Annotated in this window: 12 protein-coding genes; 4 read left to right on the forward strand and 8 right to left on the reverse strand. The window is 74.1% G+C overall.

All coding sequences use genetic code 11. The features are described from left to right. Positions 1-51: 51 nt before the first annotated feature. The 3 genes from ACGFMP_RS33130 to msrA all read right to left on the reverse strand — a co-directional run bounded on the left by ACGFMP_RS33130 (position 52) and on the right by msrA (position 2,359). Positions 52-843 (reverse strand): hypothetical protein, encoded by a 792-nt coding sequence (locus ACGFMP_RS33130; RefSeq protein WP_393677221.1) that lies wholly within the window; start codon positions 841-843, stop codon positions 52-54. Then, the gene (locus ACGFMP_RS33135; protein ID WP_393677223.1) at positions 840-1,754 is read right to left on the reverse strand and encodes a hypothetical protein; all 915 of its coding nucleotides are present in this window, start codon (positions 1,752-1,754) and stop codon (positions 840-842) included. The genes ACGFMP_RS33130 and ACGFMP_RS33135 overlap by 4 nt, the downstream gene beginning before the upstream one ends. 92 nt (positions 1,755-1,846) lie before the next feature. Further along, positions 1,847-2,359 (reverse strand): peptide-methionine (S)-S-oxide reductase MsrA, encoded by a 513-nt coding sequence (gene msrA, locus ACGFMP_RS33140; protein WP_393677225.1) that lies wholly within the window; start codon positions 2,357-2,359, stop codon positions 1,847-1,849. A 435-nt stretch (positions 2,360-2,794) separates the two neighbouring features. Here msrA and ACGFMP_RS33145 point away from each other — a divergent pair, with 435 nt between their 5' ends. Together ACGFMP_RS33145 and ACGFMP_RS33150 are read left to right on the forward strand one after the other, a co-directional pair. Further along, the gene (locus ACGFMP_RS33145; protein WP_393677226.1) at positions 2,795-4,429 is read left to right on the forward strand and encodes an ABC-F family ATP-binding cassette domain-containing protein; all 1,635 of its coding nucleotides are present in this window, start codon (positions 2,795-2,797) and stop codon (positions 4,427-4,429) included. Between the two features lie 43 nt (positions 4,430-4,472). Beyond that, a complete protein-coding gene (locus ACGFMP_RS33150) occupies positions 4,473-5,027 on the forward strand; it encodes a CGNR zinc finger domain-containing protein (RefSeq protein ID WP_393677228.1) in 555 nt (184 codons plus the stop codon). A gap of 51 nt (positions 5,028-5,078) precedes the next feature. Here the strand turns inward: ACGFMP_RS33150 and ACGFMP_RS33155 are convergent, their stop codons facing one another. From ACGFMP_RS33155 to ACGFMP_RS33165, 3 genes are all read right to left on the reverse strand, one after another. After that, positions 5,079-5,660, reverse strand: coding sequence for a TIGR03086 family metal-binding protein (locus tag ACGFMP_RS33155; RefSeq protein ID WP_393677230.1), 582 nt, complete (start codon positions 5,658-5,660; stop codon positions 5,079-5,081). Positions 5,661-5,766: 106 nt separating this feature from the next. Then, positions 5,767-7,272 (reverse strand): metallophosphoesterase family protein, encoded by a 1,506-nt coding sequence (locus ACGFMP_RS33160; RefSeq protein WP_393677231.1) that lies wholly within the window; start codon positions 7,270-7,272, stop codon positions 5,767-5,769. A 173-nt stretch (positions 7,273-7,445) separates the two neighbouring features. Next, positions 7,446-8,564, reverse strand: a complete 1,119-nt coding sequence (locus tag ACGFMP_RS33165) for a glutamate--cysteine ligase (RefSeq protein ID WP_393677233.1) — start codon at positions 8,562-8,564, stop codon at positions 7,446-7,448. Positions 8,565-8,695: 131 nt separating this feature from the next. On the opposite strand from ACGFMP_RS33165, the gene ACGFMP_RS33170 reads away from it, so the two are divergent. Further along, positions 8,696-9,796 carry a cation diffusion facilitator family transporter gene (locus ACGFMP_RS33170; RefSeq protein ID WP_393677234.1) on the forward strand — a complete coding sequence of 367 codons (1,101 nt, stop codon included), beginning with the start codon at positions 8,696-8,698 and terminating at the stop codon, positions 9,794-9,796. Positions 9,797-9,937: 141 nt separating this feature from the next. Here the strand turns inward: ACGFMP_RS33170 and ACGFMP_RS33175 are convergent, their stop codons facing one another. Next, positions 9,938-10,414 carry an STAS domain-containing protein gene (locus ACGFMP_RS33175; RefSeq protein WP_393677236.1) on the reverse strand — a complete coding sequence of 159 codons (477 nt, stop codon included), beginning with the start codon at positions 10,412-10,414 and terminating at the stop codon, positions 9,938-9,940. 129 nt (positions 10,415-10,543) lie between these two features. Between ACGFMP_RS33175 and ACGFMP_RS33180 the strand changes: the two genes are divergently transcribed. Continuing rightward, positions 10,544-10,861 carry a helix-turn-helix transcriptional regulator gene (locus tag ACGFMP_RS33180; protein WP_393677237.1) on the forward strand — a complete coding sequence of 106 codons (318 nt, stop codon included), beginning with the start codon at positions 10,544-10,546 and terminating at the stop codon, positions 10,859-10,861. 21 nt (positions 10,862-10,882) lie between these two features. Here ACGFMP_RS33180 and ACGFMP_RS33185 read toward each other — a convergent pair whose 3' ends face one another. Continuing rightward, entirely contained in the window at positions 10,883-11,848 is a 966-nt protein-coding gene (locus ACGFMP_RS33185; RefSeq protein WP_393677238.1) for a tellurite resistance/C4-dicarboxylate transporter family protein, read from the reverse strand. Positions 11,849-12,055 lie beyond the last annotated feature (207 nt).

The raw sequence follows: 12,055 nt of genomic DNA on the forward strand, positions 1-12,055 counted from the left end.
GAAGACGCGCCGGGCCGGCCCGCCCTCCTCGGGCGGGCCGGCCCGGCCGCGTCACGACAGCAGTTCCGCCAGCCGGTCGCGCACGCCGTCCTTGCCCTCCAGCGGGGTCGGCACCAGCGTGTCCGGCTGCTGCGGGTCGCGGGAGAAGACGTGCAGCTTCCCGTCGTGCCGGGCGAGGACCAGGTCGGTGCTGTCGCCCGCGATCTCCGCGGAGCCCTCAGCCGTGTAGTGGGTGACGGTGACCAGCGCGGAGCGCTCAGACGCGGCCAGCAGCGCGTCGACGTCCCGCCCGGCATCGTGGTCCGCCTCGCCGCCGCGCGGCAGCCACTCGGCGAGGGTGCGCAGCGCCTCGTCGAGCACGTACAGGCCGATCTGGTGGACGCCGAGCGCGTCGATGCGGACCATCTGGCAGATCCGTTCCGGCTGCGGCAGCAGCAGGATCCGCCACGGCTCGCCGGGGCCGGTGCCGCTGACCCGGGCGTCGAGCACCATCCGGGCCCGCTGCTGGAAGGCCACCGCGATGCCCAGGTCCCCGCGTACCTGCACCTGCTCGCCGCCGGAACCCGCGAGCAGCAGCTCGCGCGCCGCAAGCGACCTGACGGCCTCGGTGAGCTCGTCCTCCGAGGGCCGCGCTTCGAGGAAGTCCACGATCGCGTCCACCGCGGTGAGCTCGGCGATGGTGTAGGCGCCGAGGAGCACCGGTCCTGTGTGCACCAGGTCCACCACGGCGGTGACGAGGCCTTCGGGGACGGACGCCTCACCCGGGCCCTGGTGCCCGGGACCTCCGCCGCCGTGGCCCTGGCCGCCGTCGTGCCGCTCGTCGTCCCGCTGCCGGTCGCTCATCGCCGTCCCTCCGTCCACCACAGGCCCGCCGCGGGCACCTCCTCGTGCCTCGCGCGCAGGACCGCGGAGGCACTGCGCGACGGCGTCTGGGTGACCCATACCTCGGAATTCCCGAACAGCCCCCTGCCGCCCCTGCCGGTCAGCGCCTGGCCGAGCTCACCGGCCAGGTCCGCCCGGTCCGGCGGCGGGAAACGGGCCGCGAGCCGCTCGGACACGGCGGTCACGTCATCGGCCTTCTCGATGCGGTGCAGCGCCCGGGTCAGCGACCTGGCCACGGGGGGTGTCAGGGACGTGGGCATGGCCACGACCGGCGACAGGTACATCGGGCGCCGCTCGGTCATCCGTGACAGCCCCCAGGGGCCGACGTTGCTGCCGGTGAAGCGGTACACCACGTAGTCCATCAGATGGCGCAAATCGTCCACGCTGGGCATCTTGCTCCCGCCGAACGCGGCGGGAGTCTTCTCCAGCTGGACCCAGGTGCCGGTCGCCGTACGACCGTGCAGCTTCTCCCGCACCACGTGCCCGCGCATGCCGATGTCCGGGTAGCGCGTCTTGTCGATGTCGCGGTGGTGGCTGGACAGCCGGGGGTGGCTGCCCTTCGCCGACCGCCACTTCTCGTACAGCGCGGGGTCGTCCACCAGGACGTGGCCGCCGCACAGCACGTCGTGCAGCTGCGGCACCTGCAATCCGCGCTGCTCCAGGTCGGCGAGGACCGCCGCCTCCTCCGGGCTGAGCCGCCCGACGGCCGCGACCAGGCCCCTGCGGTACTCCCCCGCCCGGGCGGTGATCTCGATCGTGAGCCTGACCCGGTCGCGGAGTACCTCGGTCCGCCGGGCTTCCGGGCTGTCTGACGCGGCCGCGCCCGAGTGAGCGGACCGCTTGGTGAAGGGCAGTGGGTGCTTGCGCTCCATTTCGCCAGTACAACACGACCCGCGGGGTCCCGCAGCGGCTCGCCCCGCCGCTGCGGCCGCGGTCCCGTCAGGCCCGGCTGCGGGCCGTCCGGTCAGCCCTTGGTGCGGGCGGGCAGTCGCCAGCCCGGCCGGGGGAAGTGGCAGGTGTATCCGTCGGGATACCGCTCCAGGTAGTCCTGGTGCTCCGGCTCGGCCTCCCAGAACGGACCCTCGGGCTCGACCTCGGTGACGACCTTGCCGGGCCACAGGCCCGAGGCGTCCACGTCGGCGATGGTGTCCTCGGCGACCCGCTTCTGCTCGTCGTCGACGTAGTAGATCGCCGAGCGGTAGCTGAGGCCGATGTCGTTGCCCTGCCGGTTCTTCGTGCTCGGGTCGTGGATCTGGAAGAAGGTCTCCAGGATCGTGCGGTAGTCGGTCCTGTCGGGGTCGAAGGTGATCTCGATGGCCTCCGCGTGGGTCCCGTGGTTGCGGTAGGTGGCGTTCTGCACATCGCCGCCCGTGTAGCCGACCCGGGTCCCGGTGACTCCCGGCAGCCGCCGGAGCAGGTCCTGCATGCCCCAGAAGCAGCCGCCCGCGAGGACCGCCTTCTGCATCTGCGTGGCCATCTCGTTCCTTCCCACAGTCATCACGTCGTGGACAGCCTTCATGGCGGGCCGCCGCTCGTCGTTCCCGGCCGACCCACCGGCTCCACCCAGGTGAACGCGCCGGGGGCCGGCACGATTCCATGCCGCGGCGATGCCGGTGCGGAAGGAGGGCCGCCGGGTCCGGCCGGCGCCCGGCGGTGCGGCGCCTCGCGGGATCGGCGATGCCGGGCAGCCGTGCCGCGCCCGCTGTTAAGCTGACGTGGACGTTGATCGTTTTGTTGAGGAGTCCGGACATGTCGGCGGACGACGACATCTCGGGGTGACACCCGCCCCGACCGGCCACCGGCCGGCGCCCAGGAGCGCCGCCCGCCGTGGCCATGTCGTCGTTCCCGCTTCCCGTATGTCCGGCACCGGGGCAGAGCTCTGCCACCGCCCCCTTCCCGCAAGGTCACCTCCATGCCCGACGCATCCGTCATCTGCTCGAACCTGTCCTTTTCCTGGCCCGACGACACCCCGGTCTTCCGGGACCTTTCCTTCACCGTCGGCGCCGGCCGTACCGGCCTGGTCGCGCCCAACGGCTCAGGCAAGAGCACGCTGCTCAAGCTGATCGCCGGTGAGCTGCGGCCCGGCGCCGGGTCGGTGTCGGCCGCCGGCACGCTCGGCTACCTCCCGCAGACCCTTCCGCTGACCGGCGACCTCACGGTCGCCGAGGTGCTCGGCGTCGCGGAGGTTATCCGCGCCATCGACGCCGTGGAGTCCGGCGACGTCGGCGAGGAGCACTTCACCGCCATCGGCGACGACTGGGACATCGAGGAGCGCACCCGCGCCCAGCTGGACCGGCTCGGCCTTGCAGGTCTCACCCTCGACCGGAGGTTGAGCACGCTCAGCGGCGGCCAGGTCGTCTCGCTGGGCCTGGCGGCCCAGCTGCTGCGGCGACCCGACGTGCTGCTGCTCGACGAGCCGACGAACAACCTCGACCGCGACGCCCGGCACAAGCTCTACGACGCGCTGTCCGACTTCACCGGCTGCCTGCTCCTGGTCAGCCACGACCGGGCGCTGCTCGACCGGATGGACCGGATCGCCGAGCTCGGCAGCGGCGAGGTGCGCTTCCACGGCGGCAACTTCACCGCCTACGAGGCGGCCGTGCGGTCCGAGCAGGAGATCGCCGAGAAGAACGTCCGCAATGCCGAGCAGGAGCTGAAGCGGGAGAAGCGGGAGATGCAGCAGGCGCGCGAGCGCGCCGATCGGCGGGCGAGCAATGCCGCCCGCAACCTCAAGAGCGCCGGCCTGCCGCGGATCTTCGCCGGGAACATGAAGCGCGGCGCGCAGGAGTCGGCGGGCCGCGCGGGCCAGACCCACTCCGACCGGGTCGACGAGGCCAGAGCCAGGCTGGACGAGGCGGGGCGCTCGCTGCGCGACGAGCAGCGGATCGCGCTGGAACTGCCGGAGACCGACGTGCCTGCCGGGCGCGGCGTCTTCCTGGGCGAACGGCTGCGGGTGCGGCTCGGCGACCGGCAGGTCTTCGCGGGTGAGGGCGTCGACCTGGCGATCCGGGGCCCGGAGCGAATCGCCCTGACCGGCCCCAACGGCGCCGGCAAGAGCACGCTGCTGCGGCTGATCGAGGGCGGCCTGGAGCCGGCGGACGGTGTGGCCAGGCGGGCCGACGGGCGTATCGCCTACCTGTCGCAGCGGCTGGACCTGCTCGACCAGGACCGCACGGTCGCCGAGAACTTCGCCGGGTACGCCCCCGGCCGCCCCGAGGCCGAGCGGATGAACCTGCTCGCCCGCTTCCTCTTCCGCGGCGCCCGGGCCCACCTCCCGGTGGGGGTGCTTTCCGGCGGCGAGCGGCTGCGCGCCACCCTGGCCTGCGTCCTGTGCGCCGAACCCGCCCCGCACCTGCTGCTCCTCGACGAGCCGACGAACAACCTGGACCTGCTCAGCACGGGCCAGCTGGAGAGCGCGCTGAACTCCTACCGGGGCGCCTTCGTGGTGGTGAGCCACGACGACCGCTTCCTGCGCGGCATCGGGGTGAACCGGTGGTTGCGGCTGGCCGGCGGTGAGCTGCGGGAGACCGGGGCGCCCGAAGGGTGAGCCGGACCTTGCAGGGCCAAATGTCACCTGTCAAAGTGGTGATATGAACCTCGACCATGTCTTCGTCTGCGGAGACCCGGTGCTCGACTTCGCCGCGACCCTGCGCGCACGCAGGTCGCGGCGGTTCGAGATGTTCGCGACGCCCGACCGGCTGGACGCCTGGTACCTGGAGTCCGGGGTCGTCGACGCGGTGGTCCCTGCCCGGCGGGACGACGTCGAGCGGGCCACGGCCGTACGCGAGTCGGTCTACCGGCTGATCACCGCACGCCGCCTGGAAGAGGAGTACGACCCAGGGGCGCTGGCGCTGCTCAACAGCGCGGCGCGCACCCCGTCCGCGGTGCCGCAGCTCACTGCGGCGGGGCGCCGCATCGAGGCGACGCAGGCCGAGGCGCTGTCCGCGGTCGCACGGCGTGCCGTCGAGTTGCTGGGCGGCCCGGACGTGCCGCTGCTCAAGGAGTGCGGCAACCCCGAGTGCACCCGTGTCTACATCGACCGGTCCCGGGGCATGCGGCGGCAGTGGTGCGGCATGGAGTCCTGCGGCAACAAGATCAAGGCGGCCGCCTACCGTGCCCGCAGGAAGGGCGCAGCCCCCGCCTGACGCGGTGGGCCGCCGGGCGGGTACACCGACCCGCCCGGCGGCACCGCCCTGTCACGCCCGGGGCCGCCAGAGCGGGTCGCGCCCTGCCATCGCCAGCAGCCTGGCGGCCGGCCCCGCGCCGTCCGCGACCGGGACCTCGGGGGCGAACTTGCCGAAGGAGTCGCGGACGAAGGTGATGACGTGGCCCGTCGTCGCCGCGACACCCGCCGCCAGCCCGTCGTCCATCGGCAGGTCCTGGCCTGTGCCCCGGGCGATGTCCCAGGCGTGGACCGCGGCGTCCAGCGCCGCGACGGCCGCGCCCGCTTCGGCCGGCATCGGACCCATCGGGGTCAGCACGCTCTGCGCGGACCGCCCCGACTCCCATGCGGCCGCCGCCTGCTTCAGCACCGCCTCCAGATCCGCCACCGGGTCGGCGCCGACGGCCGCCTCCGGCGCGAACGGGTCGCCGGGCGGCGGCACATCGACGATCTTCATGATCAGCGCCAGCTGGTCGAGACGCGCGTGGTTGAACACCTGCCCGGCGGTCCACTCGCTGCACGGCGTGGCACTCCCCCAGCCGTCCGCGGGCACCCCCTTCGCGGCGGCCAGCAGATAGGCGTGCGCCCCGGCCAGCAGCTCGAATCCGTCAGCCATCTTCTCTTCCTCCCCTGGGTCCCGGGGCCGCCCCCGGGCGCCGACCGGCCGCGGGTGCGGCGTCACAGCGATGTCGGCCCCGGCCTGCGCGGCCGGGGTGTGCCCCTCACAGGCCGATGGTGAAGTCGTCCTCCACCGGCGGGTCCTCCTCGTGCTCGCGCAGCCCCGTCGCGGCGAAGCACCGCACACGTATCGTGTCGGCCCCCACGTCCAGCCGCAGGAAGCTCTTGAAGAACGGCGGGCTGTACGTCGCCCCGCCGGGCGACAGCACCCGGGTGAGCACCCGCCGGACCGGCAGCCTGATGCGGCGCCCGGTGTGGGGGCGCGGCGCGACGCCGAGGAGCGAGGCGACGAACCGGGTCCGCCGGGTGACCAGGGCCGGCCCCGCGGCCGTGCGCACCGGGGACATCCCCAGCCGCTGCGCGATCACCGCGGCCGCCTCGTCGGGGTCGAGGGTGAACAGCCGCCGCAGGTGCAGCTTGCGTCCGTAGAAGCGGCTGTAGAAGGCCAGCGAGTCGCCGCGCATCGGGTAGCAGCGGAAGTCCTCCTCGACGACGCCGCCCACGGCGACCCGCGGGATGGTGTGCGTGGCGTGCATGAAGGCGCCGCCGCCACCCGAGACGACGTACTCGATCCGCCGCCCGTCCACGTCCACCGGGTAGTGCTGGTAGTTGTGGATGTCACCGCCGATCGCGGCGACGAAGTGGTGGGCGGGGTCGCGCACGATCTCGTCGACCGTGCCGCCGCCCTCGATCGTGCAGGGGTGGTGCTCGCCGTCGACGTATATCGGCGAGCCCGTCACCAGGATCTTCGGCCGCGGGCCGCGCGCCACCCGCCGCAGCCACTCGCCCTGTTCGCGGTCGATGTCCCCGAGCAGCCCGGTGTCGATGCCGATGATCCGCACCGGCCCGGTGTCCAGTGCCCAGTACGGTCCTGGCAGTGCGGCCTGCTGTTCGGGGGCGGCGCGCAGTTCGCGCACCTGGTCGAGCAGTGCGTCGTCGGGCGTGTCGGAGGGGCGCCAGAGCAGGCCGCGCCACCAGGCCGCCGACAGCGGCCGCGGGCGGGGCGCGGGCGGCAGCGCGGGCGCCCGGCAGAAGACCCGCATGAAGCCGGTCAGGCCGTCGTACCAGTCGTGGTTGCCCGGTATCGGGTAGATCGGCGCCGGATAGTCGCGGTAGGGGCGGAAGAACTTCGTGCCGTACTCGTTCGCGCTGCCGACCGGGTAGAGGACGTCGCTGCACACCACGGCGAAGCGCGTACCGGCGCCGGCCTTCAGCATGCCGGGCACCACCGCGTACTGCGGGTCGTCGCCCTCGCCGGTGTCGCCGAGCAGCAGGAAGGAGAAGTCACCCGGCGGGTCGTCCCTGGTGATGACGAGGTCACCGGTGCCCGCGCCGGTGGCGGCCTGCGCGCGTACCCACCGCTGCCGGTCGGCGCCGGTCGGGTCGCCGAACAGCGAGGCCAACGGGCCGTTTCTGGCCTTCCACAGGGTGGAGGGGTTCAGCCACGACAGCTTCACCGCCTTGGGCGGCATCAACTCCCGGTACGTGCCGGGTTCGTGGCCTTCCCAGCCGGCGCCGGTCAGTGAGTCGCGAGAGGAGGAGGCGGGCATGGGCGGACTGTAGCAACGCCTCTTGTGTGCCTGTCGGTTCGGCCCCTCCCGTGCTCATCGGGCCGCACACGGCGGTGCCGCCCCCCTCCGGTGGCGGCCGGCACCGCCGCTTCGATCGGACCCCCGCCACCGGCGGTACCGGCGGCCCCCGCCACCGCCGGCACGCGTCGGCATCACGCGCCGGCAGGGGGCGGGGCGATCAGGTCGAGCAGCGCGCCCACCCCGCCGTCCGCCACCGCGCGGCGCTGGCGGGCCGCGCCCGTGCCGCCGTCAAGCAGCCGGGCAAGACCTTCCGACACCAGGCGCGTGTCGCCGTGGCTCTCCAGCGCGCCGGCCGCGTACTCCAGCAGCGCTCCGACCACGTCGGCGGCCTTCGCGGGCCTGCCGTGCAGCGGATCGACCAGGTCGGCCGCGACACCGTGCCGGGCGGCGTGCCAGCCCGCCGCGTGCAGCACGCTCCCCGGCGGGTCGAGGGCGGGCACCCCGCGGGCGGCCTCCCGCAGCCCGGTCGCGACCAGGGCGCGCGCCAGGCCCGCGAGGGTGACGGCGCTGCCGACGTCGAGCTGCACATCGGTCGCGCGCACCTCGAGCGTCGGGTAGCGCTCGGACAGCCGGGCGTGCCAGTAGACCTCCCGCCGGCCGCGGATCACACCTGTCTCCACCAGCGCGCCGACCCGCTGCTCGTAGGTCGCGGCGTCGGCGGTGTACGGGGGCGAGCCGCTCACCGGCCAGCGGCCGAAGACCACCGTGCGCCAGCTGGCGAACCCGGTGTCGCGGCCGTCCCAGAACGGCGAGTTCCCGCCGAGCGCGACCAGCACCGGCAGCCACGGGCGCAGCCGGCCGAGCGCGGCGGCGCCCGCGTGCCGGTCGGGTACCGCCACATGGATGTGCATACCGTTGATGAGCTGCTCGTCGACCAGCCGGGCGGCGTCCGTGCGCATGTCCAGGTAGCGCTGCTTCTCGGTCACCGGCGTGGTGGCACCCGACCACAGCGGCGCGCACCCGGTCGCCGCCAGCCGGCACCCCGCCCGCAGGGCCGCGGCGCCGACCGCCCCGCGCATCCGCCCCAGGTGCGCGGCGACCTCCGTGAGGCCGGTGCAGATCGGGGTGGCCACCTCCACCTGCGCCTGCAGCAGCTCGTTGTCGACCTCGCCAGCGCCGAGCACCGGCTCCAGGTCGGCGGCCGCCCGCACCTGGGAGGCCCGCGGCGAGGGCAGCCCCGTCCGCGCGTCGAGCAGCAGGAACTCCTCCTCGACCCCCAGGGTGACGGTGGACGCCCCGCGATGGTCCATGTACTGATGCCTACCCGGTCGGTCCGGCTCAATCGGCCCGGGCGCGTACGGGACCGCACCGCGGGTAACCGAGCGGTGGACCACATGAAGGACAGCCGCCGACGGCGGCCAGGAGGTGATCGGAGCCTGCCATGACCACCGCAAGCGACACCGACAAAGACGCAGGCAAAGCCGAGGACACCGGCAAGGGGACCGGCCCCGGACACGGTGGCGCGGGAGCCGGGAAGGACGACGACGAGACCAGGGGAACGGTCCTGGTCGCGCTGCTGGCGAACGTGGCGATCGCCATCGCCAAGGCCGTCGTCGGCGCCATCAGCGGCTCCCCCGCCCTGCTCGCCGAGGCGGCGCACTCGGTCGCCGACACCCTCAACGAGGTCTTCCTGCTGGCCTCGGTGCGGCTCAGCCGCCGCAAGCCCGACGCGCAGCACCCCTTCGGCTACGGCAAGGAGCGCTTCTTCTGGGCGCTCCTCGCGGCGGTCGGCATCTTCGTGACCGGCGGCTGCTTCTCCTTCTACCAGGGCCTGCACGGCTGGCTGTCGCCGGAGTCGGGCTCGGGCGGCTTCCTGGCGACCTACATCGTCCTGGCCGTCGCCCTCGTCGCCGAGGGCGCCTCGCTGCTGCGGGCGGTCGTCCAGCTGCACGGCAGGGCCCGCTCCCACGGGCGCTCGCTGGCCAGGGAGATCAGCCAGAGCACCGACCCCACCGTGCGTACCGTCTTCGCGGAGGACGCCACGGCGGTGCTCGGTGTGCTGCTGGCCGCCGGCGGAGTGCTCGGGCACCAGCTCACCGGCTCGCCGCGGTGGGAAGCCGCCGCGGCGCTGGCCATCGCCCTCCTGCTGGTACTCGTCGCCTGCATGCTCGGCCGCTCGGCCCGCGACCTGCTGGTCGGGCAGGCCGTCGACCCCCGGCTGCAGCAGGAGGCGTACGAGCTGCTGGCCGAGCAGGAGGAGATCGACGCCGTGGCCGTCCTCCAGACGATGCGCCTGGGGGTGGACTCGGCGCTGCTCGCGGCCCGGGTGGACCTGCGGGAGGGCATCGACAGCGAGGACGTCGAGGAGGTCAGCGAGCGGATCAGGCGCGAGCTGCGGGAGAGGTGCCCGACCTTCGAGGAGGTGTTCCTCGACATCGTCGACGCCGACCACCAGGAGCGGGCGCGGGCGCGGGCCCGCAAGGAGGAGGTCGACCGGGCGGTCGAGGACCAGGCAGCCAAGGACAGACCGCGCCAGGGGTGAGCGGCCCCGGTGGCGATGCGGCCGGACGGCCCGGCAGGTCCCGGTCGGCGCGACCGGCGTGGACCTGCCGGGCCGCGGCGGGTCGCGGCGTGCACCGGCCGCCGGCCCAGGATCCGAGGGTTTGGCGGGCCGGTGCGGCCGTCAGGCGGGGTGGGCCTGCTCCACCGCCGGCCGGACGGCTGCGGCGCGGGGCGCGACGGCGGCCGAGGGGAACACCGCCCAGGTCCTGGTGAGGTCCAGGACGCGCGCCACCGCCGCGGACACCGAGGTGACGGTCATCCCGGCACTGCCGGGAGCGGCCGTCGCGGCGGCCCGCAGCAGCGAGTTGAGCCCGGCGCAGTCGAAGAAGCGGACCCCGCTCAGATCGACCCGGAGCCCGCCGGGTGCGGAGTGCAGGGCGTGGGTCAGCACCTGTTCGAGCAGGTCGGCGCAGTCGAGGTCGACCTCGCCGCGGACCGCGGCCAGCGTGCGGCCGTCCTCCTCGGTCAGCCGGATGACGAGTCCTGACCGCAGATGCCTGACCACGCGGGCGTCCCGCGCCGCGGCCGGGGTCGCGGGGGCGGCAGGTTTCGCACCCGGCCGCTGGGGCGGCGTCGAGTGGTGCGTCGCACCGGCCACGGCTGGGACCTCCTCGGGGTTCGGGACTCGGCGCGTCCAGAGTGCGGGTCGCGCCTATCCCTGTCAAGCGATACGCGAAACGCCTTTCACGTTTTGCTTGGCCTGAATCGCGCGTCGTACGATGTCGCCATGGATGACGCCGCCACCCCCAGGACCGGATGGACATTCCTGACGAACCACGCGCGCGTCCTGGCCGCCATCGCCCGCAATCCGGACATCCGCGTCCGTGACATCGCCGCGCAGTGCATGCTGACGGAGCGCGCCGTGCAGAAGATCATCGCCGACCTGGAGTCCGACGGTTATCTCTCCCACACCCGCAACGGACGCACCAACACCTACGAGATCCCCGGCGGGACTTCGCTGCGCCACCCCGCGGACGCGGGCCCCACGGTGGCCGCCCTCCTCGCCCTGCTCTCGCTCGAACCGGGCAGCTCGCCGTCCCCCTGACGGGACGCCGTCGGGCAGCCGTCAGCGCCGGGCCCGGCGGTTCGCGGCGGCGGCGGAACCCGCCGCGGTCAGCAGCCAGGCGGCAACCGCGACCCACAGCAGGACGGTGCCGATCCCGTGCGGCCACCGGGCGCCGGTCACGTCGCTGGTGGACAGCGCGGCGACCGCGGTCATGCCCAGCGGGAAGACGGTGGACCAGCGGCGCAGGTCGTAGCGCGGCCGGGGGCGGGCGACCTCCGCGGCGGCGAGGACGGCGCACCAGGCCAGGTCCAGGGCCAGCAGCACGAAGGTGCCGGTGCGCAGGGCGGAGTGCGCGCCGCCCGTCCACACCGGGGACGCGGCGAGTTTGGACGCGGTCAGCGCCGTGATGGCCAGTGCGCCGCCGGCGATCCACTGGTCCCCCGCGCCGGCGGTGATCTCCCGGAAGTCGAAGCGGCACAGCGCCTGCGCGTAGAGCGGGATGCCGGCCGCGCAGCAGACCAGCGCGGCCCACGCCAGCCAGTCGGAATCCTCTGCGAGGGCGATGGTGATCGCGAGCACCGCCAGACTCTCCGCAGCGACGCAGACCAGGAAGACCACGCCGGGCGCCGGCCCCTTCCAGTGCCGCAGCACCGAGACCAGCAGCCAGGGGCACACGACCGCGGACAGCGCCAGCAGGATCCCGGCGACGGTCTGCCAGCCGAGCAGCGACAGCCGGGTGCCCAGCACGCAGCTCGCCGCGATCGCGGTCAGCCCCGGCGGGCTCGCGGCCACCATCTGCCAGCCGGCCCGGTCCAGCCCGAGCCGTACCGCGAAGGCCGCGGCGAGCACCGCCCACACCACGGCCGCGAGGACCAGCGTGATGCCGGAGAGCACCGGGTGGCCCAGCCTGCGCATGCCCACCGAGATGATCCCGGTCGCCATGACCACGGCCCCCGCGCCGGGCGGCGCCGACCGCAGTCCGTCCAGCACCCGGGCGGCGGACGGGCGGCCCGGAGGTGTGTTCACCCGCCCATCGCACAGCAGGGGCCGCCGGGCCGCCACCGCTCCGGAGCCAAAGGAACGACCCTGGCGCGCCCTCCCGTCCCTCCCGCCCATGGCCGCGGAGCCGGCGGGGCAGCGGCCGTCGGGTCCGCGGTCTGAGTACGGATGCTCATGTGCCGTCCCCGGCGCGGCGGCATAGTGCGGTCAGGACGCGTTGTCCGACACGTCGAC

Origin of the sequence: Streptomyces sp. NPDC049040 (genome assembly GCF_043197715.1) — a bacterium.
GTDB lineage: Bacteria > Actinomycetota > Actinomycetes > Streptomycetales > Streptomycetaceae > Actinacidiphila.

Excerpts from the sequence above, each read along its gene's own strand:
- ACGFMP_RS33165 (WP_393677233.1), bottom strand. The coding sequence starts at position 8,564 with ATGGACCATCGCGGGGCGTCCACCGTCACCCTGGGGGTCGAGGAGGAG.
- ACGFMP_RS33145 (WP_393677226.1), top strand. The coding sequence starts at position 2,795 with ATGCCCGACGCATCCGTCATCTGCTCGAACCTGTCCTTTTCCTGGCCC.
- ACGFMP_RS33130 (WP_393677221.1), bottom strand. The coding sequence starts at position 843 with ATGAGCGACCGGCAGCGGGACGACGAGCGGCACGACGGCGGCCAGGGC.
- ACGFMP_RS33150 (WP_393677228.1), top strand. The coding sequence starts at position 4,473 with ATGAACCTCGACCATGTCTTCGTCTGCGGAGACCCGGTGCTCGACTTC.
- ACGFMP_RS33180 (WP_393677237.1), top strand. The coding sequence starts at position 10,544 with ATGGATGACGCCGCCACCCCCAGGACCGGATGGACATTCCTGACGAAC.
- ACGFMP_RS33155 (WP_393677230.1), bottom strand. The coding sequence starts at position 5,660 with ATGGCTGACGGATTCGAGCTGCTGGCCGGGGCGCACGCCTATCTGCTG.
- ACGFMP_RS33170 (WP_393677234.1), top strand. The coding sequence starts at position 8,696 with ATGACCACCGCAAGCGACACCGACAAAGACGCAGGCAAAGCCGAGGAC.
- msrA (WP_393677225.1), bottom strand. The coding sequence starts at position 2,359 with ATGGCCACGCAGATGCAGAAGGCGGTCCTCGCGGGCGGCTGCTTCTGG.
- ACGFMP_RS33160 (WP_393677231.1), bottom strand. The coding sequence starts at position 7,272 with ATGCCCGCCTCCTCCTCTCGCGACTCACTGACCGGCGCCGGCTGGGAA.
- ACGFMP_RS33135 (WP_393677223.1), bottom strand. The coding sequence starts at position 1,754 with ATGGAGCGCAAGCACCCACTGCCCTTCACCAAGCGGTCCGCTCACTCG.